Origin of the sequence: Nitrospira sp. (assembly GCA_024760545.1) — a bacterium.
GTDB lineage: Bacteria > Nitrospirota > Nitrospiria > Nitrospirales > Nitrospiraceae > Nitrospira_D.
Genome location: CP060501.1, coordinates 560,820 through 583,583, shown reverse-complemented (window position 1 = coordinate 583,583; position 22,764 = coordinate 560,820). Strand labels below are relative to the sequence as shown.

26 protein-coding genes are annotated in these 22,764 nt (G+C 56.5%); 11 read left to right on the top strand and 15 right to left on the bottom strand.

Annotated elements, in window-relative coordinates; translation table 11 throughout:
• Positions 1-55: 55 nt before the first annotated feature.
• The gene (locus H8K03_02800; GenBank protein ID UVT20867.1) at positions 56-1,552 is read left to right on the top strand and encodes a CPBP family intramembrane metalloprotease; all 1,497 of its coding nucleotides are present in this window, start codon (positions 56-58) and stop codon (positions 1,550-1,552) included.
• Here the strand turns inward: H8K03_02800 and H8K03_02795 are convergent.
• Complete coding sequence (locus tag H8K03_02795) at positions 1,527-2,351, bottom strand: hypothetical protein (GenBank protein UVT20866.1); 825 nt, start codon at positions 2,349-2,351, stop codon at positions 1,527-1,529. The two genes, H8K03_02800 and H8K03_02795, sit on opposite strands and share 26 nt — an antisense overlap.
• Before the next feature lie 151 nt (positions 2,352-2,502).
• Here H8K03_02795 and H8K03_02790 point away from each other — a divergent pair, with 151 nt between their 5' ends.
• Positions 2,503-3,588 carry a beta-propeller fold lactonase family protein gene (locus H8K03_02790; GenBank protein ID UVT20865.1) on the top strand — a complete coding sequence of 362 codons (1,086 nt, stop codon included), beginning with the start codon at positions 2,503-2,505 and terminating at the stop codon, positions 3,586-3,588.
• Between the two features lie 271 nt (positions 3,589-3,859).
• The gene (locus H8K03_02785; protein ID UVT20864.1) at positions 3,860-5,062 is read left to right on the top strand and encodes a beta-propeller fold lactonase family protein; all 1,203 of its coding nucleotides are present in this window, start codon (positions 3,860-3,862) and stop codon (positions 5,060-5,062) included.
• Positions 5,063-5,065: 3 nt separating this feature from the next.
• Here H8K03_02785 and H8K03_02780 read toward each other — a convergent pair whose 3' ends face one another.
• Positions 5,066-5,968, bottom strand: coding sequence for an alpha/beta hydrolase (locus H8K03_02780; protein ID UVT20863.1), 903 nt, complete (start codon positions 5,966-5,968; stop codon positions 5,066-5,068).
• A gap of 65 nt (positions 5,969-6,033) precedes the next feature.
• On the opposite strand from H8K03_02780, the gene H8K03_02775 reads away from it, so the two are divergent.
• Complete coding sequence (locus H8K03_02775; GenBank protein UVT20862.1) at positions 6,034-6,405, top strand: hypothetical protein; 372 nt, start codon at positions 6,034-6,036, stop codon at positions 6,403-6,405.
• 91 nt (positions 6,406-6,496) lie between these two features.
• On the opposite strand, the gene H8K03_02770 is transcribed toward H8K03_02775, so the two are convergent.
• The 3 genes from H8K03_02770 to H8K03_02760 all read right to left on the bottom strand — a co-directional run bounded on the left by H8K03_02770 (position 6,497) and on the right by H8K03_02760 (position 8,474).
• Positions 6,497-7,447, bottom strand: coding sequence for a hypothetical protein (locus H8K03_02770; protein UVT20861.1), 951 nt, complete (start codon positions 7,445-7,447; stop codon positions 6,497-6,499).
• Positions 7,448-7,572: 125 nt separating this feature from the next.
• Positions 7,573-7,947 carry an antibiotic biosynthesis monooxygenase gene (locus tag H8K03_02765; protein ID UVT20860.1) on the bottom strand — a complete coding sequence of 125 codons (375 nt, stop codon included), beginning with the start codon at positions 7,945-7,947 and terminating at the stop codon, positions 7,573-7,575.
• Positions 7,911-8,474, bottom strand: a complete 564-nt coding sequence (locus tag H8K03_02760; GenBank protein ID UVT20859.1) for a DUF3617 domain-containing protein — start codon at positions 8,472-8,474, stop codon at positions 7,911-7,913. Before H8K03_02760 ends, H8K03_02765 begins: the two co-directional genes overlap by 37 nt.
• A gap of 785 nt (positions 8,475-9,259) precedes the next feature.
• Here H8K03_02760 and H8K03_02755 point away from each other — a divergent pair.
• Complete coding sequence (locus H8K03_02755) at positions 9,260-9,619, top strand: hypothetical protein (protein ID UVT20858.1); 360 nt, start codon at positions 9,260-9,262, stop codon at positions 9,617-9,619.
• A gap of 47 nt (positions 9,620-9,666) precedes the next feature.
• Here the strand turns inward: H8K03_02755 and H8K03_02750 are convergent, their stop codons facing one another.
• Both H8K03_02750 and H8K03_02745 read right to left on the bottom strand, forming a co-directional pair.
• Positions 9,667-10,116: a hypothetical protein gene (locus tag H8K03_02750; protein ID UVT20857.1), complete on the bottom strand. Its 450-nt coding sequence runs from the start codon at positions 10,114-10,116 to the stop codon at positions 9,667-9,669.
• A 383-nt stretch (positions 10,117-10,499) separates the two neighbouring features.
• Positions 10,500-11,504, bottom strand: a complete 1,005-nt coding sequence (locus tag H8K03_02745) for an AraC family transcriptional regulator (GenBank protein UVT20856.1) — start codon at positions 11,502-11,504, stop codon at positions 10,500-10,502.
• A 200-nt stretch (positions 11,505-11,704) separates the two neighbouring features.
• On the opposite strand from H8K03_02745, the gene H8K03_02740 reads away from it, so the two are divergent.
• Positions 11,705-12,526 carry a methyltransferase domain-containing protein gene (locus H8K03_02740; protein ID UVT20855.1) on the top strand — a complete coding sequence of 274 codons (822 nt, stop codon included), beginning with the start codon at positions 11,705-11,707 and terminating at the stop codon, positions 12,524-12,526.
• Between the two features lie 40 nt (positions 12,527-12,566).
• On the opposite strand, the gene H8K03_02735 is transcribed toward H8K03_02740, so the two are convergent.
• The 4 genes from H8K03_02735 to H8K03_02720 all read right to left on the bottom strand — a co-directional run bounded on the left by H8K03_02735 (position 12,567) and on the right by H8K03_02720 (position 14,784).
• On the bottom strand, positions 12,567-12,935 hold the full coding sequence (locus tag H8K03_02735; protein ID UVT20854.1) for a VOC family protein: 369 nt from the start codon (positions 12,933-12,935) through the stop codon (positions 12,567-12,569).
• Positions 12,936-13,013: 78 nt separating this feature from the next.
• A complete protein-coding gene (locus tag H8K03_02730) occupies positions 13,014-13,742 on the bottom strand; it encodes an MBL fold metallo-hydrolase (GenBank protein UVT20853.1) in 729 nt (242 codons plus the stop codon).
• A gap of 345 nt (positions 13,743-14,087) precedes the next feature.
• Positions 14,088-14,423, bottom strand: coding sequence for an HNH nuclease family protein (locus tag H8K03_02725; GenBank protein UVT20852.1), 336 nt, complete (start codon positions 14,421-14,423; stop codon positions 14,088-14,090).
• A gap of 151 nt (positions 14,424-14,574) precedes the next feature.
• Positions 14,575-14,784, bottom strand: a complete 210-nt coding sequence (locus H8K03_02720; GenBank protein ID UVT20851.1) for a hypothetical protein — start codon at positions 14,782-14,784, stop codon at positions 14,575-14,577.
• 964 nt (positions 14,785-15,748) lie between these two features.
• Here H8K03_02720 and H8K03_02715 point away from each other — a divergent pair.
• The 3 genes from H8K03_02715 to H8K03_02705 are packed head-to-tail and all read left to right on the top strand — an operon-like array spanning position 15,749 to position 17,217.
• Positions 15,749-16,432 carry an inorganic pyrophosphatase gene (locus H8K03_02715; GenBank protein ID UVT22356.1) on the top strand — a complete coding sequence of 228 codons (684 nt, stop codon included), beginning with the start codon at positions 15,749-15,751 and terminating at the stop codon, positions 16,430-16,432.
• Positions 16,433-16,479: 47 nt separating this feature from the next.
• Positions 16,480-16,845 carry a cupin gene (locus H8K03_02710; GenBank protein ID UVT20850.1) on the top strand — a complete coding sequence of 122 codons (366 nt, stop codon included), beginning with the start codon at positions 16,480-16,482 and terminating at the stop codon, positions 16,843-16,845.
• 51 nt (positions 16,846-16,896) lie between these two features.
• Entirely contained in the window at positions 16,897-17,217 is a 321-nt protein-coding gene (locus tag H8K03_02705) for a hypothetical protein (GenBank protein UVT20849.1), read from the top strand.
• A 47-nt stretch (positions 17,218-17,264) separates the two neighbouring features.
• Here H8K03_02705 and H8K03_02700 read toward each other — a convergent pair whose 3' ends face one another.
• On the bottom strand, positions 17,265-17,672 hold the full coding sequence (locus tag H8K03_02700; GenBank protein UVT20848.1) for a PilZ domain-containing protein: 408 nt from the start codon (positions 17,670-17,672) through the stop codon (positions 17,265-17,267).
• A 281-nt stretch (positions 17,673-17,953) separates the two neighbouring features.
• On the opposite strand from H8K03_02700, the gene H8K03_02695 reads away from it, so the two are divergent.
• Positions 17,954-18,310, top strand: a complete 357-nt coding sequence (locus H8K03_02695) for a hypothetical protein (GenBank protein ID UVT20847.1) — start codon at positions 17,954-17,956, stop codon at positions 18,308-18,310.
• Between the two features lie 706 nt (positions 18,311-19,016).
• Here H8K03_02695 and H8K03_02690 read toward each other — a convergent pair.
• Both H8K03_02690 and H8K03_02685 read right to left on the bottom strand, forming a co-directional pair.
• Complete coding sequence (locus H8K03_02690) at positions 19,017-19,733, bottom strand: VIT family protein (protein UVT20846.1); 717 nt, start codon at positions 19,731-19,733, stop codon at positions 19,017-19,019.
• A gap of 35 nt (positions 19,734-19,768) precedes the next feature.
• Positions 19,769-20,521 carry a class I SAM-dependent methyltransferase gene (locus tag H8K03_02685; GenBank protein ID UVT20845.1) on the bottom strand — a complete coding sequence of 251 codons (753 nt, stop codon included), beginning with the start codon at positions 20,519-20,521 and terminating at the stop codon, positions 19,769-19,771.
• Here H8K03_02685 and H8K03_02680 point away from each other — a divergent pair.
• The gene (locus tag H8K03_02680; protein ID UVT20844.1) at positions 20,520-20,753 is read left to right on the top strand and encodes a hypothetical protein; all 234 of its coding nucleotides are present in this window, start codon (positions 20,520-20,522) and stop codon (positions 20,751-20,753) included. The two genes, H8K03_02685 and H8K03_02680, sit on opposite strands and share 2 nt — an antisense overlap.
• A 41-nt stretch (positions 20,754-20,794) precedes the next feature.
• Here the strand turns inward: H8K03_02680 and H8K03_02675 are convergent, their stop codons facing one another.
• The gene (locus tag H8K03_02675) at positions 20,795-22,759 is read right to left on the bottom strand and encodes a serine hydrolase (GenBank protein ID UVT20843.1); all 1,965 of its coding nucleotides are present in this window, start codon (positions 22,757-22,759) and stop codon (positions 20,795-20,797) included.
• Between the last annotated feature and the right edge of the window lie 5 nt (positions 22,760-22,764).

Below are 22,764 nucleotides of genomic sequence, written 5' to 3'. Positions count from 1 at the left end.
TAGCTACTTTGAGGGGATTTGGAGCGCCGGAGGCACGTGTTATAGTCAGGCACCCATGAGCGACCAGACCTGTTCGATCGGACAACTGCAGGGTCTTCCAGATGCCGAAACCCCTATGGCCTCACAGTCACCACTTCAACCCTACAGCTCTCGATGGTCACTGTTTGTGAATGTCGTCTGCGCAGCCATCCTGATTGCGGCGCTCGGGGACATTCTGTGGGTGTCGATGACCTTTCCAAAACTTCAGCGATTCGAGGAACCAGACCGTGCGCTCGATCTGATGGTCGGCCGTATGATGGAAGCACAAGACGCTCTTCGACGAGCCCCGGTATGGCAGCAATGGCTTGCGGAATGGACGATGGGGAGCGAGGACGAGACTCCTGCGCAAGCCATCCAATGGTATCGCGAGCTGGTTGAGACGACTGATGACCCACTGTCCAAGCTTCGGCTGGCGATCCTACTTGGAGAATCCGGGCGTGAAGCGGCGGCACTAGTCGAAGCCAAGGGATGGCAAGATCGTGGGACGTCTGCAGTGCTCTTTGGACAACTGATCGAAGCTGCGTATGGTGCGCAACCCCTCAATAGGGAACATGAAGTCGAATTACAAGCTCTGCTGGCGGAAACGCTGCCGACCGGATGGTTCTACGATCATCTTGCCGCCAGGCTCGCGCAACGAGCTGATAATCAGGAACTTCTTGTGACGGTCAAAAACCAGAGTGTGCTCAAGGAGGATCAGGTTCAGCAAAGGATTCGCCCATTGCTGTTGTTCGAATTGATCTGTCTGGTGATCGGGTCAGTCATGCTGTTGGGTATTGTCAGGCTCAAGGGTCAGCGGGTGGACATCTTGCGCCTGCACTCACCAGGCGTTCCTCCTCCTTGGTCCGGAGGAAATGCTGCTGCGGTTATTCTCCGTGGTGGTGCCTTAGGAGTGATTGCAACGTCGGTCTTGCTATTCGCTCCATCCATCGAGCATGCGTCGGTGTCGGCATTGGCCATCCCTTTGGCCAACCTTCCCCTGCTTGCGATTGCGTATGTTCAGCTGCTCAAGCCCTCCGGCCTGACGTTCTTGAACGGGTTCGGCCTCCATGTTAAACGAGCCGACTTCGGACGCCTGACCTGCATCATTCTTGCCGTTGTCGCTGCGGGGATCTGGGGCGAATGGATGATGGGGCGGACCGCCGAGTTCCTGAATCTGAATAACCATTGGACGGAATGGTTTGATGAGGATCTCGTCTGGGCGTCACCCTCTGTGTTGGCGAGTAGCCTGCTCCAGTATGTGATCCTCGCGCCGATCTTCGAGGAGCTTGTATTTCGCGGTCTGCTCTATGCGATGCTTCGTCGCCGGTTTTCATTCTTTCCCGCCGCACTCATCAGTGCCGGCATCTTTGCGTTGGCCCACGGCTATAGCCTGATCGGCTTCATCAGTGTCTTGTGGAGCGGGTTCCTCTGGGCTTGGATCTACGAGCGGACAGGGAGTCTGGTTCCCAGCATGGCCGCCCATGCGATGAATAACTTGCTGGTGTGCCTTACGGTGATGGCCTTGCTTCGTTGAGCGAACTCCGCTGCATCAGCTCAAGCGCTTCGAATAGATTACTGTAGCGCAAACCGACACGATCCAGTTTCAGTAACTCACTCATTCGCTTGTTCAATACCCGCTTGCCGGTTGGCCCCGGTTCCCGAGAGGTGGAGGAGCGAATGTCCCACCGCTGCGCGACCGTCTCACAAATATCGTTCCAGGTCATGGGATTGCCATCACTCACATTGTAGATTCCGCTTGGTTCGGCATGGGTCAGGGCCGCAAGGCAGGTCGCAGCCAAATCCTCGACATGAATGAGGTTGACATATTTGCGTGAGCGGTTCACGCGGCCTGTTCTGATCCAATCGATGGGATTGCGACCCGGCCCATAGATCCCTGCGACCCGCAGCACGATGGCGCCATAAGTCGTCCGCAATAGTTCTTCTCCCTGTACACGTTCTTTTGTTAGATCGATGGGTGCTGTCTCATCCACCCAGGATGGAGGATATCCGGTAGAGATGCCATCGGTGTATGCGGAGGTGCTCCCCAGCACCACGAGGCGACGGGTCTGCAGAGATGCCGTTTCAGCGAATTGCCGGACCAATTCAATCGGCACTGCAGGAAAGCACCACAGAATGTCGGTCGCCATTGGAATCGACGGCCATGTATCAGGTTGTGCCAGATCGAATCGTACCCGTCGGTCAGGTCGTAGATGACTGAGGTGCCGCTCGGGGTTCCGACTGGTGGCAAAGACTCGGGTATAGCGTTGCTCGGCGAGCGGCAAGAGGAACTTGGCGGTGTAGCCGGATCCGAGAATGGTCAGTGATTGATGCAAGGCCCGATCGTGCTCCGTGCTAAGAGGTGCAGTGTGCCAGCGGGAATCGATCGGAGTCCAACGAAAAAAGTCATTTCATTTGGTGTACGTATTCACCCGTGCTATACGGGAAACAGGCATCTGATTAAGGACATCAGCAAAAGGACACGATATGAACACGCGATTCTTGTCATGGCTCATGTTACCGGTGCTGGCGCTGGTGACCGGCTGTCCAAGTGGAGGAGGCGGAGAAGGTGGGTTTGAAGGGGGGGCAGTACCAGTCGCGTATGTCGTGAGCAGTGGACCCAACGAAGTGTCGGCTTACACGATCAGTGGGGGAGGGAGCCTTGTGGATGCAGGTATCATTTCACTCACAACCGACGTTCCATCATCCATTGCAGTGTCTTCGAATGGATCCTTCGCCTTTGTCGCAACCAACGATGGCATCTATGCATTCGCCATCAGTGCTACGACGGGGGGTCTCACATCGGTGACAGGATCGCCATTCGTTTCCGGAAGCGGTTTTAACGCAGTGACGGTTTCACCGAACGATCGGTTTCTCTACGCTGCGAACAATAACGGTACCGTATCTGTTTACAGTATTGGTGGAACAACCGGGGCATTGAGCGTAGTCGGCGCTCCGATTGCTGCAGGAACAACACCGAGCGCGGTCGCGGTATCGCCGAATGGATCCTTCCTCTATGTGAGTAACCAGGGCTCCAACAATGTGTCGGCATTCAGAATCAACGGAACCACCGGCGCCTTGACGTTCGAAGAAAACGAAAATGCGGGGACCTCGCCGCGCGGCGTGGCCGTATCACCGAACAGCGCACTTCTCTACGTGAGTAACCAGGGCTCCAACAATGTGTCGGTGTTCAGTATCAACGGAACCACCGGCGCCTTGACCCAGGTCATCAACTCTCCATTTGGAGCGGGAACGGCGCCAAGCGGCGTGGCCGTGTCACCCAATGGAGCGTTTCTGTATGTAAGCAATCAAGGATCGAACAATGTATCGGTGTTCAGTGTTAACGGGACAACTGGTGATTTGAACAACGTGGAAACGGAGCCTGCCGGAATAGCTCCAAGCGGTATTACCATAGAACCGGATGGGCAATTCTTGTATGCCTCAAACAGTGGCGGAGGTGGCAATGTATCCGGCTATCGAATTACAGCAGGCACCGGTGAGTTGGTTTCTTTAGGTGCGGCGTTTCCGGCTGGAGCGACCCCCGTTGGCATTGCCACACCAGGCCGACCATAAGCCTTCTCCGGGACTTTGATAGCCCGCGGGTCAGCCACCGTGCCGCGGGCAGCATTCATCGCGGTGACGCTTCGCTTGAAAATGTATAAAGTCACGGCAGCCAACGTAAAAGAACCACGACAAGCCACTCGCCACCGATTTGGCCGGTGCAGACCCTAGCACATTCCTTCTGTATAACACTGCCCCGTCCACAGCTGCTTCGTTGTCTTGACTATGTGGGAGTGGTATAACCCGAGATGTGATTATCCACACGATTCACAAGGCTATGAGCATGACAAAATGGCTAATGGTATGGCTCTTCACATTCGCGTGGCTTCTATCCGGCTGTGGCGATGGAGGCGGGGAAGGGGGCGCGTTTGGAGGTTTAGGAACCATAGGAGGTGGTGTTGGAACGACATCGATCATGTATGTCACCAATAGCGGCTCCAATAATGTATCCGGATACAGCATCAATGCGGCGACTGGTGCGTTGGTGCCGATTGCCGGCTCTCCGTTTGCGAACCTCTCAGGTCCGTCAGCGATTGCGATATCGTCCGATGGATTTTTCACGTTTGTGGCCAGCAGTCGAGCGAATAATGTGACGGCGTTCAGAGTGTCAACGGACGGTGGCCTCATCTTGGTGCCATCGACTGGGCTCAATCCCAACCCGGCTGCAGTCGGCACAACCCCAGGAGCAATGGCCATCTCCTCTGACACAAAGTATCTGTATGTGGTCAATGGTGGCTCTGATAACGTAACCACGTTCAATATAGGGGCCGCTGGGGTCTTGACTCCTATACCGCCGGCGGCCGGCAACTCGAACCCCGTTTCGGTTGGCGGATCGGATCCTGCATCCGTAGTGATTTCCCCAATTGGAAAATTCCTCTTTGTGGCCAATAGTGGATCCAACGATGTCTCGGCATTCTCAATCGGAGGAACAGGGCTCTTAACGCTCATACCCCCGTCCGGGACGAGCAGGAATCCCATCTCGACCGGTGGGACGGCTTCGAAGGGAATCGCTATCTCGCCGAATGGATCGTTTCTCTACGTCGCGAACAGTGGCTCCAATGATGTCACGGTATTTCAGATCGCGGCAAACGGCCTCCTAAGCTTGGTGCCGCCGGCGGGGTCCAGCGCGAACCCCATCCCGGTCGGGAGCACGACTCCTAATGCCATTGTCATCTCCCAGGATGGCCAATTTGTTTACACGGCCAATGGCGGAGGTACGGTGACGGCATTTACTATTGGAAGCGGCGGACTGTTGACGCTCGTGCCGAGCTCAGCGGGTAGCCTGAACCCCGCACCTGCGGGCACCACGCCTGTGGCAATGACCTTCTCGTCGGATGGCCAATTTCTTTATGTGGTGAATCGTGGAGGTCGTGTGTCGGCTTATGCCATCGCGCAAGGAACTGGGGGACTTGCACCGTTAAGCCCTTTGTTTGGAAATCCCTTCCCAGCGGGGACGACACCTTCTGCAATCGCGACACCCGGATGACCATCAGTCGTGCGGTAATCTATTGCGTAACCAAGTCAGCATCTCACGCGTCACTTGTTCCGGCTTGTCCTCATGGACGAAATGCCCAGCGTCGGCGATCTTCACCACCGTCAAGTCAGTCGCACAATTGCTCAAACCTTCCAGATTCTCAGCGGCCAGCGCATGATCCTGAAGCCCCCAAATCACCAGCGTAGGAATCGCGACGGCTGGATATCCCAGTTGCCGCTGGCGAAACGCGCCGCCGCGTAAGGCTGCTCGATAATAATTTACCATGGCGGTGAGGGCTCCGGGTTCGCATGCCTGTTGTTGGTATTTCCGCACAAGGTCGTCAGGCATGCATTGGCGATCAATCGCCATATGTCTGAAAATTGCGCCGATGACATAACCATGGCCGGCGGACATGGCGGCTTCAGGGAGCCAAGGAATTTGAAAGAAGCCCATGTACCAGGAGCGGCGCAATTGCCGCCAGTGCCGTACTTCTCGCTCAAAGCAGGCGGGATGGGGAGCGTTCACAATCACAAGGGCTTCTACACGATCGCTGTGCCGCATCGCATAGTACCAAGCGATGATGCCACCCCAGTCGTGTCCAACGAGAATGACGCGCTGAACTTGGGCAGCCTCAAGCAACGCAGTCACATCTTCCATCAAGGGCTCAATTCGATAGGCCTCGACGCCGGTCGGTCGTGTCGTGCCGCCGTATCCCCGGAGATCGGGAGCCCAGACCCGATACCCGGCTTGGGCCAGTGAAGGGATCTGGTGCCGCCACGAGACGGCGGATTCAGGAAATCCATGCAGGCAGAGCACCAATCGATTCCCGGTTCCTGCCATAGCGACGTGAAACGATAGCTGATTCGCTGAGATATGGCGAAACGATAGGGCCGGTGTGCCGGAGAAGTTCGGATCCATATGCGTACGTGCAAAAATTTCGAAATTGCTGGTCAGATCTTCAACGTCTCGCTATGATCGCCAGAATGGAACGACCAAATTGGGTATATTGGCCGGAGCAGGGCAGGTGGCGTGCGCATCCTGAGGGCTGTCCTGATCGCGAAATACAAGCGGCGTCATTCGACGAGCTGCAGTTCAAGGTCCAACAGCTGAGCCGCGATATTGCCAAAAGCTCCCGAGAGATCCCCCGCATTGAACCACCCAAGGCAGGGTCTGGCCACGTAGAAGCGCCACGGTATGTGCTCACGCAGGAGCAGGGCAAGTGGCGTGGCTATCTGCAGGGCTACCCCGACCATTCGGCTCAAGGGGAGTCCTTTGATGAGGTGCAGTTCAAACTTCGCCAGCTCTGCCGCGACTTGACCGCCGGCAAACCTACTCATCTACGGAAAGTCGCCTGAGATCCAATCCATTCAAGAGTTATCATCTCTGCACACCTTCTCTTCGCATGTAATCGGAATCTTTCGGTACCACTAGTTCCAAAGCATTCGACTATATCCGGCGATGCCTCACCCAATAGCGTCCTGAGAATGTCTCACGGGAAGCGAGCCGCTTCAGTCCCCAATCCGGGTGATTGAAGGCATCACTTGCGCAGGTCATCGGCTCGATGGCGAGCGCAGCTCGTGGTGCGTCTGCAATCGCATCTCCGGTGTAGACGACTACTGCGGAAAAGGCGGAATCCATCACAACGTCGATCGCGCGGCCGCTTGCGGTATGGCGCAGAGATGCCGTGGCCATTCCCTTCGCATCGCGCTCGAGTTGCACATAGCAATGATTGAAATGTTGCCGCCCGATCTCACGATAGCGGCGAGAGTCCCATGGCGTGCCGGCCGCATTTAGAATGGCCCCCGTAGGGACGAGTCGCTCGTTGAATTCCAAACAGCCAGCACCTGGGATCTCTACCTCCGCTTCATCGATTAATGACGTCCCGACCGTGAAGTAGGGATGAAACCCGACTCCAACGGGGGCTGCACGTGGCCCTACGTTGTTTACCGTAAACGAGCATGATAGCCCTTGCGCGTCGAGTTCATACGTCACCCGCACCTCAAGTGAAAAGGGATAGCCTCGACCGGCATACGCATCGGCGTCAAGACGGACGTCAAACGTCGCCCTGTTCGCCTGAGCTTCACGCACATGCCACGGCAAATTTCGCACGAATCCGTGAATGGCATTGGGGCCTTCTTTGTCGTTGCATTCCAGCTGGAACTGTTCCCCGTCGAACGTGTAACGCCCATGGCCGATTCGCCCGGGAAATGGAATGAGCACATCACCCTGTCCACCTCGCTTGTGGTTTCCGCCTGAATAGCCCCACACGATGTCGGTTTCCTGTCCGCTATCGTCGAGCAACCAATACCGTCGCAATGCCCCGCCCCACGGAGATACAACAGCGCGCTGCTGCTGAAACGACAAGGAGAGTTCAGTATCCGCGGTCACAAGCTTCACAGTCAGTCAATATACCATTGCAACAACTGATGGCAAAGTAAGCTGCCCATCATTTCAAGTACTGCTGCTGTGCCTATATGACGATTGTAGATTCTGCGGTGGTGTTACAAGTCATGTCCGGTGACTTATTTCACAATGACATACCGGCAAATCTCCGGCTCCGTCATCAGAAGTCCCGACAACTGATGCAATGCGCCTAAAATGTGTGGAGTCGAAAAATGTGCCTGTTCTGCTGCAGGACTTGCCCATTCTTCGATAAATACGAATTCAGCGGGGCTAGAGGTATTCTCCACAAGCTGATAACTCAGACATCCTGCCTCTCGGCGAGTTGGCTCGACGACTGCCGAGAGGATCTCTCGAACCTGAGCGATCTGGTCCTCCTTGGCTTTGACGCGCGCAATGACTCGAAGAGAAGTGTCCGGCATCATGGCTTCAAGATGGTCGCTGAAGGCCAGCTCCTGATCTAATCGTCGATTCCGGTACAGTCGGCGCCCAGCCACCTCCCTTTGATGTCCATATGTACCTTACCTGATCCCGATTGTTCTCTGTCACCGATTGCTACAAGGCTTTCCGTCGTCTTGGCCTCGATCGTGAAATGGGTCGTTGAGGGTGGAGGGCCTGGACAAATCTGATCAAGTGCCAGCTTTGAGGAGGATTTCGAGATCACTTTGATCTTGCATGGCACCTCATCATCTTCTTCCTCTTCCATCTCTTTGATAATGCGATCGTGAGCCACATCCGCTTTCGTAATACATGACTGCGCGGTTGTTGTGTGTGGCTTGCCCTCGCGGGCTTTCATCATCTGCTCCATTTGGGTGCGTTGTGGTGGCGTCATCCTAGCCGACATCTCTGGCGAGAGTTTCATCCCCGACGCAACCGTCGTAACCGTCATCTCCCACGCGCCGGGTTTGACATTCAAGGACTCCGCTTGTGCATCCGGCATCACACCGGGAATGACGAAATCAAAAACAAGTCCCACTGCTACGACAACTCCAAGGGTTCTGAGCGCCACGATCGTCTTGAACATATGCCCCCCTTCTGATGGACTGCAGCGAGGCATTGTACTTGTTCTATTTCGACTGGTCTATGGCGAGTGGACGGAGTATTGCACAAATGGATAGACGAACCTGATGAGCGACACACTCCGGAACATAGAAATTACGGTAGGGATGATCTCGTCTCGATACTCTCCCCCTTGACCTGTCCATCGTTCGAGGCGTAGGCTGAGAATGTCCTTTCACAGCCGCCTCACTCTGAAGGTGGTGACGATGGTCCTCCGTGGAGCATGTTTCCAACGGTTCGGACTTGCTGGGTGTGTGTTCCTCATTAGACGAGTCCTATCTTCTGACACTGCGAAATCAATGCATCGTGTCCCTGGTGCGCTATGCCTTATACAGGGTACCAGATTGCATGTACGAGAGACTGATGGCATTCGAAGGCGGAGATGAGCTGTGGGAACTCACAGAAGGACTCGCGTGGGGGGACGCGAGGGCGTGACCTATGTCATTGGAATACTGGGGAATCGTGATCGGCCTCGCAACCTTGGTCGTGATGCTGCTTGCGTGTATGACCATGCTCAACCCAAAAGGAGGTAGAGATCAGAAGGGAACGAAGCAAAGTACCGGTAGATCAGTTGACGTTCCTATACCACCGTCGGTTACCAGCAGGAGGGCAGCATAGTAGCGGGATGTTGCTTGATCTTTAGACACGCACCAGCGTGAGGTGCTGTACGGTTGAAATGACAGGATTCATGAGTGGAATCTCAGCACCAATCGAAGGGGTTGGCCTAAACCTTAGAGATAGGAGGGAGATATGGGTCCGACGAAGGCGATCGTGAAAGAGTATGCCCTCTACGAGGCATTGGGAGGGAAGTTGATCAAAGACGGTTTCGCGAGCCGGCAGGACATTGAAACCTATGTGAACCATCATTATCTCGTGTTGCCGGTCGTCGATAAGCGAGGGCAGCCGTGGTTGCTCGATGGAAAGCCGGTGTATTGTCTTCGTGGGACTCAGTACGAAACGGTGAACGACGAACGGGTCCATCTGGCCAGGTGTCCGGATTGCGGCGGGATGGGGGTCCGAACCGACGAATTCGTGGTGGAATCCGATTGTATCCGCTGCACGGCCTGCGGGCATGAGTTCGATACTAGGCTGGAGATGATGGAGACGTAGCGGGATTAGATTGGTATCCCACATTCATCATATGAATTGAGACCCTCTCAGCGCTCCCATCGGTACCCGACGAGAAAGGGCATGACCGTCAACACGCTGAGCGCTCCGAGGGGAACTATTCCTACGACGGTCTGTTGGCCATCGACGTACTCCCTGAATGAGAGGCCGTGGATGGGGAGCATGACTGTCCATTCCAGCAGAAGCATCAGGCAGAGGGCCACGAGACCCACGCCAAGTCGGATGCCTGGCAGGGGAGGCAACGCAAATCGGTCGATGACCCAGCGCGCTCCGACGATCGTGGCCAGCAGAACGTTCGGAATCTCCATTATCTCGGCCAGCCGTTCGCTGACATGCAGCGCAACCACTTGCATTCGAATCACCTCAAGAACTAATCCCGTTCCAATCGCGACGAGAAAATAGATAACGCCGGCCTTCACGACCTGTACGAGACCATGCGGCCTCTTACCGTCGTGCGTCGTGTCGGGCAAGGAAGTCACGGGACTTGTCGTCGCATCACCTTAGTCGGAGGGCGCGGCGTCTCATGCCTAGGAGAGCCGTCGCCACCTCCGATAAATCAGTCTAGCCGAAAATCACAGACACATCCATTCTCAGGTACAAAGCGACGGCCGAGAAGAATCGGCAAGTGGGGAAGGTTGGGGACGAGAGGTATGACTGCTGGAGAAAATAACCGTGGTCAGTAGCGGCGCGGACTCCGTCGTCTTGTTGACGGTCAATACAAGATCGAAGGGAGAAACGAACCGGTGGGTTTTTGCAGGCTGGAAGGAAGTGTCATAAATAACTAGACAACGAGTGAGACTGTACGGTGAGTAGTTGGGTCTTGGTTAGTGCAGCGGCAAACAGCGTTTCAATGAATGAGCGTCTAGGATTCAACCAAAACCGGCGATGGAGCCGTGCTTCGAACGCGGGATCGTGTATCGGCGCGAAACCGCGCCGGCGGAAGTTTGAATTCTCGCTTGAAGGCCCGGTTGAAGGAGGGTTCGGACTCGTATCCCACATCCCCGGCTACCTCGGCCACACTCTTCGATGTCGATTGTAACAGTTGTGCGGCGAGGTGCATTCTCCAGCGTGTCAGATACCCGATCGGGGTGTCTGAGAGATAATTGCGGAACCGCTGGGCGAGCACGGAGCGAGAGATACCGACTTCGTTCGCCAATGTGGCGATTGTCCAGGGTCGAGCCGGCTCTCGATGCAACAGGGCCAATGTTTTCCCGACCTCCTGATCTCGGACACCGGCGAGCCAGCCTATCTGCGTCGGGGGCAGCCCCGCAATGTACCGCCGCAACGTTTCCACGAAGAGCGCTTCGGACAGTTTTGCCACTACGGCCGCCCCGCCGGGACCAGAGGCTTCGGCATGGTCCACTGAATAGCGGAGTGTGTCTTCCAGCCAACGCCCGGCCGCATTATCCCGGATATTGATCTTCACGATCGGCGGGAGACCGGCCAGCAACATGCGACTGAGCTGAAGATCGCAGGTCATATAGCCACAGATGAGTTTTGTGAGTTCTCCGCCCCCGCCGAATTGAGAAAGTTTGAGGCCTTCCGCGAGTACGCGACGTAGAGTCTGTGCACTATTCATTGGCGCCACGGCGAGGCCGTTTCCCATCCGGTGTGCGTGACCATGGGGAAAGATGACAATGTCGCCGGCCTCCAGAGGCAGCGGCGTGCCATCATCCTCCACGCGCGCATAGCACCGTCCCTCGGTCACCAGGTGAAAAATGATCACATGCGCGGAATGGGCGGACAGGTACCCGGCCATGGTGCACGAGTCCGGCTCAAGCGCGCACCAGGGTGCAGAGAATTCGCCGTTAAAGAACACAGCGCCGTCGAGCTTCACGGCTTTCAGCACTTCAGAGAGCACGTCCATGCAAGGATTCCTTCTGCAGGTAGACAGTCAGCAAACGATTTCGGACGCCCAGCTAATCGGGCTGGTAGCTTATCATTCTGCTGCTAAGAGAGCCAGACGCCAGGCTAAGACGCCCACGTTTGGTTCTTCTATAGTGGCCCCATCGACACACAGCAGCCCATCAGGATGAACGGTAAACCATAGATACAAGGAGGTGCGCAATGGAGACACGTGCAATGGTGCTTGAAGGGGAGGATGTCATGGTACGCCTCAAGGCAATCTGGACGGCCGGGGACTACGATCGCTTTTCCCGGTACATGGAAGGAGGGGCCCGCGAGTTTTACGAGCGACTCAACGTGACCCCTCATTGTCAGTTCCTGGACGTCGCCTGTGGCTCAGGTCAACTGGCTTTGCTTGCAGCGCGTGATGGCGCAGAGGTTACCGGCGTGGATATCGCAGGGAATCTGGTGGAGCGTGCCCGGTCGCGGGCAGAGGCGGAAGGACTGTCCGCTCGCTTCGAGGAAGGAGATGCTCAAGCGCTGCCCTTTACGAATGCCCGATTCGATGTCGTGACAAGCCTCATCGGCGCCATGTTCGCGCCTCGACCTGATCGTGTTGCGCACGAATTGCTCCGTGTCTGTGTGCCGGGCGGTACGATCGCCATGGCCAATTGGACGCCACAGGGTTTTGTCGGACAAATGTTCAAGACCGTGTCGGGATTCATTGCGCCATCTGGAATGCCGGCGCCGGTCCTGTGGGGTGACGAGACCACCGTCCGCGAGCGGCTGGGCCGCGGCCTCTCAGAACTCAACTTGACCAGACAACAGTATCGCTTCGAATACCCATTTCCGCCGTCTGAGGTCGTCGAATTCTTTCGTCTCTACTATGGGCCGACCAATCGAGCGTTCGCCTCGCTCGACCAGGACGGCCAGGGACGCCTTCGGAAAGAATTGGAGGATTTGTGGACGCGGCACAATCAATCCGGGCCGAACTGTACCATGGTGTATGGAGAATATCTTGAGGTCATCGGTATTCGAGCGTGAACGGAAACAGGAAACTTCTCAGCGAGAGCATCCCGGTCCATCAGCCCTTCACTTTTCGCTGGTGGATGCCGAGCTTGTTGCCGTCGGGGTCGACGATGATCGCCGCCCTGCAGCCGGGCAAGTCGAACGGCTCATGGGCGAACTGCACATTGTGATGTTGGAGATGTTCGATCGTCTGGTCGAAGTCTTCCACTTCCATGGCGAGGTGGGGACCATCACCTGAGGGTTTGAGGAATGGTTCCTTTCCAACGGCGAGTGTATGGGGCCCGATCTCGTACTCGATCCAAAAACCATCCGGGATGTCGAGGGACATGGCAGGGGTGAGTCCGAGCACACCCTCGTAGAACGCTCGGGACCGTGCCTTGTCTGTGGCAGGATAGACAATGAAGGCAAATTCGGCAATCCGCATGACGACGGCATCTCCCGTGCGTAGGTGGCCGAGGTGACTAACAAAACGGTGAGATGGTACCGTTCTGTGCCGTAGCGTCTACCGTGGCCCCAATACCTCTCGCCATACCCCCGCAAGATCAAGCAGCGCTTGGCTCCCATTCCCGACATACACGGAACCGTGCATCGTCGCCAGTGTCTTTGGCTGCAGCGCAGCCAACCGTTTCAGCGTCGTGTCCGTCAACGTGCAATACGGCACATAATTCGCCAGCGGACCCTTTTGATACTCAACGAGGGTGGTCCTGCATCGCTCGATGACATCCGATTCTGTGATGGGTTCCACGTCGCCGTTTTGATGGAAGAGATCCGAGCACAAGAGAGTCCGTTGTGTTTCCTCGAACAACAATCCCGCTTCCCAACAGTGCGGCACATGCGGCGTCGAGAGGAATTGAAAGCGATACCGTCCGGTCTGCAACACCTCCCCATCGGTCATGCCTTTGGCGGGCCGAAGTGAGAGACAATCATCGACGCTCACAAGTTTTCCGACCACACTGCATACCGCGTCAGACTGTGGCGCGAGGGTCTGCCACTCAGGCAGAGTGCCGGACTCGTCGGCTTCAAAATGGCTGAATCCGATCCATCGTAAGGTCCGAACATCGAGCAGCGACATCACGGCGTCTTTTGTCGCCGAGAACAACGCGCGCGGTCCTGTGTGGAACAAGAGAGGCTGTTCATCGCGCACGAGGAACTGACTGAATTGGATGTCGAATGGTTTCACGAACGTTGTGATCCGGAAGAGGTCCGGCGCCACCTCGGTAATCGTCGTCATAGAGCCCTCTCGGTATAGCGTGCGCCGGCATCGTAATACAGGACGACAGCGGGCTGCAATCGACCGAGGAGACCGTCGCAGGGCCGAGCGCCATGAGGGCGGCCTGCACAACAAAACAGTAGTTCCGCCGTGGACTTATGGACCGGCCTCACGCAAGAAAGTCCAATTGATTCAAGCGGTCAGACTGAAAAACGCTCATAGTGCCAATGCCTTGGACACCGATAGATCGAGAGAAAGCACCCGTTCGTTAGGATTCGGAGGTGAGGTTCTTTGCGGTGAAGCGCGACTTCGACTACTATTTCTGCAGTCTGTGGGGTGCCGGTACCTGGGTCGAGCGACGTGTTATCAGGCTACGTCCTTGCGCTTCAACAAGCCCGCGAGATGGGCGAAGGGTGTGAAGGTCGAAGGCCGTTCCTGCTCCCGGCTCGGCGGGGTCTCACCAGGCGTGTCAGCTACCAGATATCGCTGGTGCTCATTGTCATGACAATAGAGACACAGCAACTCCCAGTTGCTGCCGTCGAGTGGATTGTTGTCGTGATTGTGATCCTTGTGATGGACGGTGAGCTGGTTCAGCTTTTTGCCGTCAAATTCTCGTCCGCAGTGCGCGCAAATCCATGGAAAGAGTTTGAGCGCGCGAGCCCTATACGTCTCTTCGCGATGAGACGGGTGGTTCCGTGCCATGAGAGTCTCCCAGAGATTGGCGACTCGTCACAGGGGTATTGTACACCAAGTTGGTGAAACCTGACCATCTCTCGGCAAAATCGATTCCTGATACCGTTTCCTCGTCCCAATCCAAAGTTCAAGGCTCATCATGGGCCGGGAAGAAGCTCGGTCATTTGAGTGCGGCAATCTGCCTGATGGTGAAGGTCCCCACACCTCTCGTAATAGTGATTTGACCCATTCGACTCAAGCGAGATATTTCGAAAAACAGTTCGTTCCAGGTAAATTGCGGCAGGCGAGTCACCAAGGTCTCGAACTCGCATTCAGAAGAACCTTGGAGCGATTCGAGGATCCGGCCGGTAATAGGCTTCTGCTCTCCCATCACGACTCCTTCCTGTTCGAGTTGACCGAGCCGAGACTATCTTGCCGAGGATGCGCAGGACGATTCTAGCGTTGAAGCAGCGGGGCCTGAACGAGAACGATCGCTTGCCTAAACGAGGCAGAGATGCGCGAAGATGAACCAGACGGCGTAGTAGAAACGCCTTGTATATATGCTACGCGCCAAGAGGTTACGTGGTCAAGCCGTCATGCTCATGAATTCGCGTTTCGCCAAATGAAGGAAACCGTGCAGCCCAGGGCTCGATACGTGTCCGGAATTGGGGCTGGTCAAGTGGTGAAAGCCATGAAGAAGGAGATGGAACCGAGGCGCCCCTGCGTTGGGGCACATTATAAAGCTCGCTAAGTTGCAGAGAAGCTCCTATGGTCTAAGTAAGGCAATAAATCTAAAGAAAGGAGCCACCATGGATGCGAATCTCTTAACATTGGCAGCAGCGTTGCTGGGACTTGTGGGTGTTGGCATATGGGTCTACAAGAAAGGAACGTGAGCGTGTATTGTAATAGGTAGAGTCCCTCTGCTATGTCTCGTGAGCGCATCTCGCGAAACGTGCAACCTGAAAACGAGATGCGCTCTCTGAACTCCCTCTCAGTTGGATGATAAGCCTGTCCCATGCCTGCGCATTCAAAGGTGCTCCCGTAAGAAAAGAGTTGCCTAGCCGGACGGCGCATCCGCCGAGAGTTGTCGCCCGACACCGGTTTCCGTATCAAAGATATCCATAGATATTCCAGAGCCAATTATCCCTCGTATGCAAACGCGTCCGACCTGCTTCTATCCCGACGTTGGGAGAGACCATAAAAGAAGGTTGGAAACCATTGCCCTGATCGAGTTCCTGAGAGATACTAGCGCCCAATCGAGGAGAGACGGATATCTCAGGAATGGTCGGCAGCAATGCGGAGGAGCTATGAGAGAGAAGAGAGGGAAGGGAAAGGGAGACGAAGACGCAGACAACATGGCTGACGCATATGGAGGAAGCGATCCCTTCCAACGCCTGCTCAGGCTGATGTTCAAGGCGCATCCGTGGCACGGCGTATCCATCGGGCAAGAAGCCCCGGACGTAGTCACCGCCTACATCGAAATCGTCCCGACCGACACGGTCAAATATGAAGTGGACAAGAGCAGCGGTTTTCTCAAGGTGGACCGGCCGCAGCGGTTTTCCAACTTCTGCCCGGTCTATTATGGACTGATTCCGCAGACCTATTCCGGAGAACAAGTGGCCGCCATCTTCGGCAAGCGAGCGCGCCGCAAGGACATGGTGGGGGATGGTGATCCGCTCGATATCTGCGTGTTGTCGGAAAAGAGCATTCCGCACAGCGACATCCTGCTGACTGCGCTCCCGATCGGCGGATTGAGCCTAGCCGACGGCGGTGACGCAGACGACAAGATCATCGCCGTGATGCGGGACGATGCCGTGTACGGCAACTTCACGGACATTTCACAATGTCCGGCGGCGCTCATGGATCGGTTGCAGCATTATTTTCTGACGTATAAAAGCGCCCCCGGGACGACACATCACAAGGTGGAAATCACCAGCGTGTACGGACGGGAAGAAGCATTGAAGGTCATCCGTGCCAGCCACGCCGATTACCGAGCGAAGTATCCTGAACTGAGTTCCTTGTGGCCGAGAAAGTTGTAGCTTGCGCGGATGAGGAGTTCTGAGCAACCGGACGGCAAGGAGAACCGATGGCGATTTTAATCGAACGTCCAACGCGAGTGCCGGCGGCGGGGAACAAACCGAAGCTGATCGACGAGTTCATCGGCCGAGTGAATTCCGGCACTTCAGGGGTGAGTATTGCCCGCATGCAGAGTCCAACGGGATGGCAGGAGCCTGGGCAAATGCCGGAGTTCGACGAATACACGGTGGTTTTGCGCGGGATGCTGCGGGTGGAGACGAAGCAGAACGTACTGGAAGTACAGGCTGGACAGGCCGTGATGACCGCGCGCGGAGAATGGGTGCGGTATAGCACGCCCGGTCCGGACGGAGCCGAGTATCTCGCCATTTGTATTCCGGCGTTTTCACCGGGAACGGTTCATCGCGATAGTGCTTAGTCGGTGCTTCCGTTACTCTATCGTCCCTTGTCACTTACTAAGGAGGACTTCATGAATCGATGGATGGCGATGGTGGTCTGTGCCATGGCATTGATCTTTAGTTTCTGGCTTGCCGGAATGCCGACAATGGTGTCGGCGGACGAACCGACCGTGGACTTGAGCAGCCCCGATGCCATCAAGTCGGCGCTCGAGCAACAGGTCGGAAAGCGGGTGAAGGTCAAGTTGGAATTAGGCCATGACCTGGACGGTAAAGTTGCGAAGGTCGGCTCCCACGCGGTTCAACTGACGGAACTGGCGGGGATGGAATTCTTCGACGCCACGGTGAAGTTGGAGGAAATTGCCGCGGTCATCGTGAAGGTCCGCACGAAGTGAGAGGGTAAAGGAGGACGAGTCGCAACTTAGATCGGTCACGGCCGTCGCTAAGCGCTGCACGTCTCTAATTCCCGATTCTTGCGAGCGTTCAGGAACTGCATGAGGGCGATACGCAATGTGCGATTGAGACGTTGACGCGATTGGAGCGGCAGCTGCACGAATTCAATCCCGCATTCATTTCCCTGCACCCAGGTTACCCGGCCCAGTTCAATAGGTAGTGCGGACGTCTGATCGGGTAAGAGCAGACTCACTCTGACGTTGCTGCCGATGGGTAATTCCCGATCGCATTCCATCGCACACCCGTGCATCGAAAGATTTCGGAGCGTGCCCTCCTCGACGAACGACTCTCCGCCGATCATCAGTGGAGCATGGAAGGGATACCGCTGGTAGGTTCTCTTGTGAGAAAAGCGCGCCATCATCATCTCCCCATGATGGCGCCGATTGTATCTCGTCACGACTCGTCGCGGTATCCTACATTGGGAGGGCGCTGGTGCGATACCGGATGGAGCAGCATAGTCCCGTCGTGTCGGAGTTGCCACCATTCACAATGTGCACGTGAGTATGGTACAATCATCACAGACGAATTTTAATCCTCGCGCTCTTCCCTCCTGGTTCCGTCCCTGCGCGATTGAATTGATCGGTGTGCAGTAAGGTCGTCGGGCAAAGGCCTTTTTTGTCAGCCATCACGCCCCGGACCGATGCGTCGTGTGTGTTCGAGGCAAGGAGAAAAACCGCGATGAAGCAGAACCCATCTACATCTGAGAACCGTTGGGTCCGAATCCCGGACGGCACGAAAGTACGTCATCGATCTGAAGCCTATGAAGGCATCATTGACGGACTGACCGAGATCGTGTCCAATTCGGAGCGCAACCCTGACGGGAAGACACAGTATCGCGTGAATGTGGGTGACAGCACGCGGTTGCTCGTATCGGAGAACCATCTCAATATTCTGCTCGATCAGGATAATTTGATTCTGGTCGGCCGCGAATCCGAACTGTATCGTCGGTCCGTCACCGACCGGCTACGGTCGGTCTTTGCGGAAGATCGGTTTGTAAGAATCGGCAAGAAGGGTTCCGTATTACCCAGCGAGTAACGCGATCGAAACAATCCGGTCACGCATTTCCTACGATCGAGACGTTTGGAATCAGAGAGGAGTCAGATATGTCCTGGGGGACCAAAGCCTCACCTAGACGGAAACGAGCCATTCGTAGAACAAGAGTTCACTGGGATCTGCTCGGACTTCAAGATCCGGCGAGCAACTCGTCCGCACCTTCGATAGAAGACATTCGCCGTCAGATTATCTCAGCGTCAAGCCACGGTTTGAGTCCCGATACGCTCTCTCGTTCTCATATGAACGGCGCATCCCGTAAAAAAGTTGTCAAGGTATCCGGATCAACTCGAAAAGGCGAGGCCCTTACATAGGATCACTCGCGCGCAGCTACGCCATAGCTGAAGGAGGGCATCATCGGAGGACCAGGTAAAGTTACGCTCGCAAAACGAGACCGTGAAAAAGCCCGCATTCAGAAGCAGCGTGAAAAAGAAGAGCGCCGCGCGCTGCGCAAAGCCAATAAGCGCGACCGGCCTGGCCAAGAGGGTGAGGACCCGGATCTCGCCGGATTGCGATGGGGCCCTCAAGCTCCACTGTATTGAGGGTTCCCCGTTTGCCGAGAAGGTTGCGTCGGCGTACGACTCAACGCGAACCGTTGAACCGCAGGTCGATACGAATCTAATGAGGGTGCCGCGCTCGGCTTGCCGATGGGCATGACGGTCTGTTGTGCCAAAATCTCGACCGCTCCATCTTAGAACCCTGCTCCAAACAAGGCTCCAACGCCAGCCGTGACCGCCATGGCCAAGGCACCCCAGAAAGTAACTCGCGCGGCACCTCTCATGATTGGCGCGCCACCGGCCTGCGCGGCCAGCGAGCCGAGTAATGCAAGAAAGAAGAGTGAGCTGCCTGACACGGCCCACAGAATCATCGATTTCGGCGCCGCCACGACAATCAGGAGCGGGAGGAGTGCACCAACCGAAAACGTGCCGGCCGACGCGAGTGCGGCTTGAACCGGTCGAGCAGCCACTGTGTCAGTGAGACCCAGCTCTTCACGGCTATGCGCGCCCAGTGCATCATGGGTCATCAATTGGGTCGTGACAGCAGAGGCGAGGCCGTGATCGACTCCACGCGCGACATACATAGCGGTCATTTCCGCGTGCTCTCGCTCGGGATCAGCGGCCAATTCCGTCTGTTCCCGATCCAGATCCGCCCGTTCGGTGTCAGCTTGCGAGCTGACCGAAATATACTCCCCGGCCGCCATGGACATGGCGCCGGCTACAAGTCCGGCCACACCGGCAACGACAATGCTCTGTGAACTTGCGCCTGCCGCCGCCACGCCCAATATGAGACTGGCCGTGGACACAATACCGTCATTCGCACCAAGCACCGCTGCGCGCAGCCAGCCGGCACGATGAATCCTGTGCGGTTCGCGATGTCTTACCGCGTCCGTTTCTTGGCGCAAATACATAGGGGGAGTATCCTCGAGTCAGAGTGTGGTCAAGGTTATGGTTTCATTGCGGAAAACCGTAAGCGAACGTAATCTGCATGCCAGTCGCCGTTGGCATCGCGGAGCATGGGCGCTAATGCGTCAGTGACTTCGGAAATAAACTCCGGTCTTTGGTCGATGGGCAATGCCGACACGTACGGCTGCGCAAATGTCTCAAGCCAGGCGCGCATACCATTGGGCAGGGGAGTGGGGCGTGGAATGAGGGCAAGGCTTGTGACGACAAAACCCTTCGCTGTAAGCAGTGCTCCGTATTCTTCCGGGCGCGGGAAATACCAAGGATTGATCGCCTCGAGGTTTCGCGAAAGGAGTGCAGACTCGAGTGCGTTCACAATGGCGTTGACGTTGCCGTATCCACCGAACTCACCGACAAAACGACCGCCGCCTTTGAGCGCCTCCCAGACGCCGGCGATAACCCGATCGGGTTGTTGGATCCAGTGTAGTGCGGCGTTTGAAAACACGGCGTCAAATTCATTCCTGAAGGACATCGTGTGCGCATCCATCACCTGAGCATCTAGTCCTTGCAATCGGGCCGCAGCGACCATATCCGGGCTTGCATCGATCCCGACCACCGCGCACCCAGACTCCACGATCTTACGGGTCAGCACACCATCACCGCAGCCGAGATCAAGGATTCGCTCCCCTGGTTTCGAGGACAGGAGCTCCAACACGGGCATGCCGAGATCCGAGACAAACCGGGCGTTTGCGGCATATTGAGCGGGATGCCAATTTTGTACATGGGATGAAGGCATGAAACCTCCGAAAATAATCGGTCTCAGTCAGCCATTGCAGATCAGTCTACTGAAAAGCCCGAGGTATAGCCATTCAGAAGGCATGATCTTCATCAAGAAAAAGGATAGCCCGACCCACAGGCCTCTCTTGGTAGTCTCGCACGAGGTCAGTAACACCATCACCATCTTCGAGATTCAAAAAGATGGCGGTGACGAGGACAACGACGAGGAAGACGAGGACAACGAAGACTAAGACGTCATGTGAGACTGGGGAGCCTTGCGGCACGAGTGGCCTTAAGTGAATGCAGGCATCCCGAAATCAGGAAAGTAGTTCGCATGGCTTGACCAAGGCACGGCCTCGATCGCAGCGCGAATGGCGGGCCATCCGGTCTGGAATAACGCCGCGTCGTTGACGCCGTTGTAGCAGACGACGATGCCCAGGCCATCGAGGTCGAAGCTGATGGCATTCTGCGAAGTCCAGATGTAACCGCCTTTGTCGCAGCGAAAACTGGAGCCTGTGACTGCGACGCCATCGAACCCGTTGCCTGCGCGCGGCAGTCCCGAGTGGGCCGCTGCATTGAGCATGGCGACGATCGCGGATCGGCGCAACATCGGGTTGGCACGATTGACATTGAATGCCGCCACGAAACGGGCCAGGTCGACGGCAGCGCAGGACAGGCCGCCACCGCTCGCGCCATTTTCGAGGTGTAGATTGCCGTATACATCGGCTACCAGCGGTTGGTCGGCGGTCATTACGCTACGTCCCACCGCCAGCGTAAGCGCGGTTTCGCCACTGCGGTGATAGCGAGCCTCGTCGGCGAAGTTAGCTCCGGCCAGCGAAGTTGCGGTACGCACGCGTGTCATTTGCAAGGGCTGGAGAATACTGCTGCGAATTGCGTCGAAGAAGGAAGCGACGCCCCGCACACGCGCCACCACCATGCCGAGTAAGGCATAGCCCCAGTTGTTATAGGGCGGAGCGGTGGCCAGCAGCATCTCGCTGCATTTGAAGGAGGCGAGCTGTGCTTCGGTAACCGGGAGGGAGACGCCGAACGCCGCAGCGACTGCGGTATCTGACCAGTAAAAATCCGGGTTGAGCCGACTGCGATGAAACAGAAGGTCCTCCACTGTAATCGCGGCAAAGCTTGGGTCGGTGGGCGGCAAACCCGTCGGAGTGGTCAGGCCAAGGATGCCCTGCACGGTGTCGTGTAAGTGCAGGAGCCCTTGATCAATGAGCTGGTGAGCGGCGACTGCAGCGAAGGTTTTCGAAACACTGGCGATGCGGAACAGAGTCGTCGGCAAGGCTATCGGATAGCCGGGTTCGGCCCAGGTGTAGCCCCGTGCAAAGACGAGACGGGTGTTGTCGACCACAGCCAATGAAGCGTTACGTACGCCAGCGGCTTGTAACACCCCACGCATGGTGTCGTCGACTGCGGCTGCCGATGACTGCCCAACGCCGGTGACCGTCCATTGCCGCAGCAACGGAGCTTCTTGCTTTGCGAAGATAACGGTGAATCGTATCCCAGAGCCGCTGCCGCCGGCTTGTACGCTAATCGGATAGTAGCCCAAGGGGACGAGTCGATTGAACTCCGTTTGGTAGCCTGCGCTCGTCAGTCCGTGCCTCGCTAGATACGGCCCGATCTGGTCGCTACGGTAGATCGAGAGATAGTGTTCGTCGCCGGACACCGCCGCGTAAGCGAGGCGGGCGTTGCCGCTAATTTGCGCGTCGAAGCGCTGCTGATAGTCATCGTGGTCGTCCAGGATACCGTCCGCACTCCAGGGAACACGGTCGCCGTTCACCGGCCAGATACCCGCGTATGTGGGTGTGCCAGGATCGCCGTAGATCGCTCCACCGGCCATGATCCAACCCTGGTCGTGGGCTTGCTTGTCCCAATGCTGGATCGTACCGGGGTCGGTGGCGTTTCCACTCACAAGGCCGAGACGGGTGAGCGGCGTCCCTCCTGGGCGCTGTTCAAAGACGCCTGCCACTATCGGATTGCTGCGGGAACCCGCGACGCTGAGTATGATCGGATGGAATCCTGCCGCGGCGGCATTATTGAAGGCTGTCTGGTACTGCGCCACGTCCAACCCGTGCACGGCTGACCAATCCGGTCCGCTGCGCCGCACCCACACTGCGGCATACAGCGGGTTGTTCGGCTGGTACACGCTCAAAGAAATTATCCGGTAGCCTTGAGGGAACAGCCTGTTGAACTGAGCCTGGTGGTCCGAACTGCTGCGGTCGTGGTAGGCGATGAAGTCCATTTCGT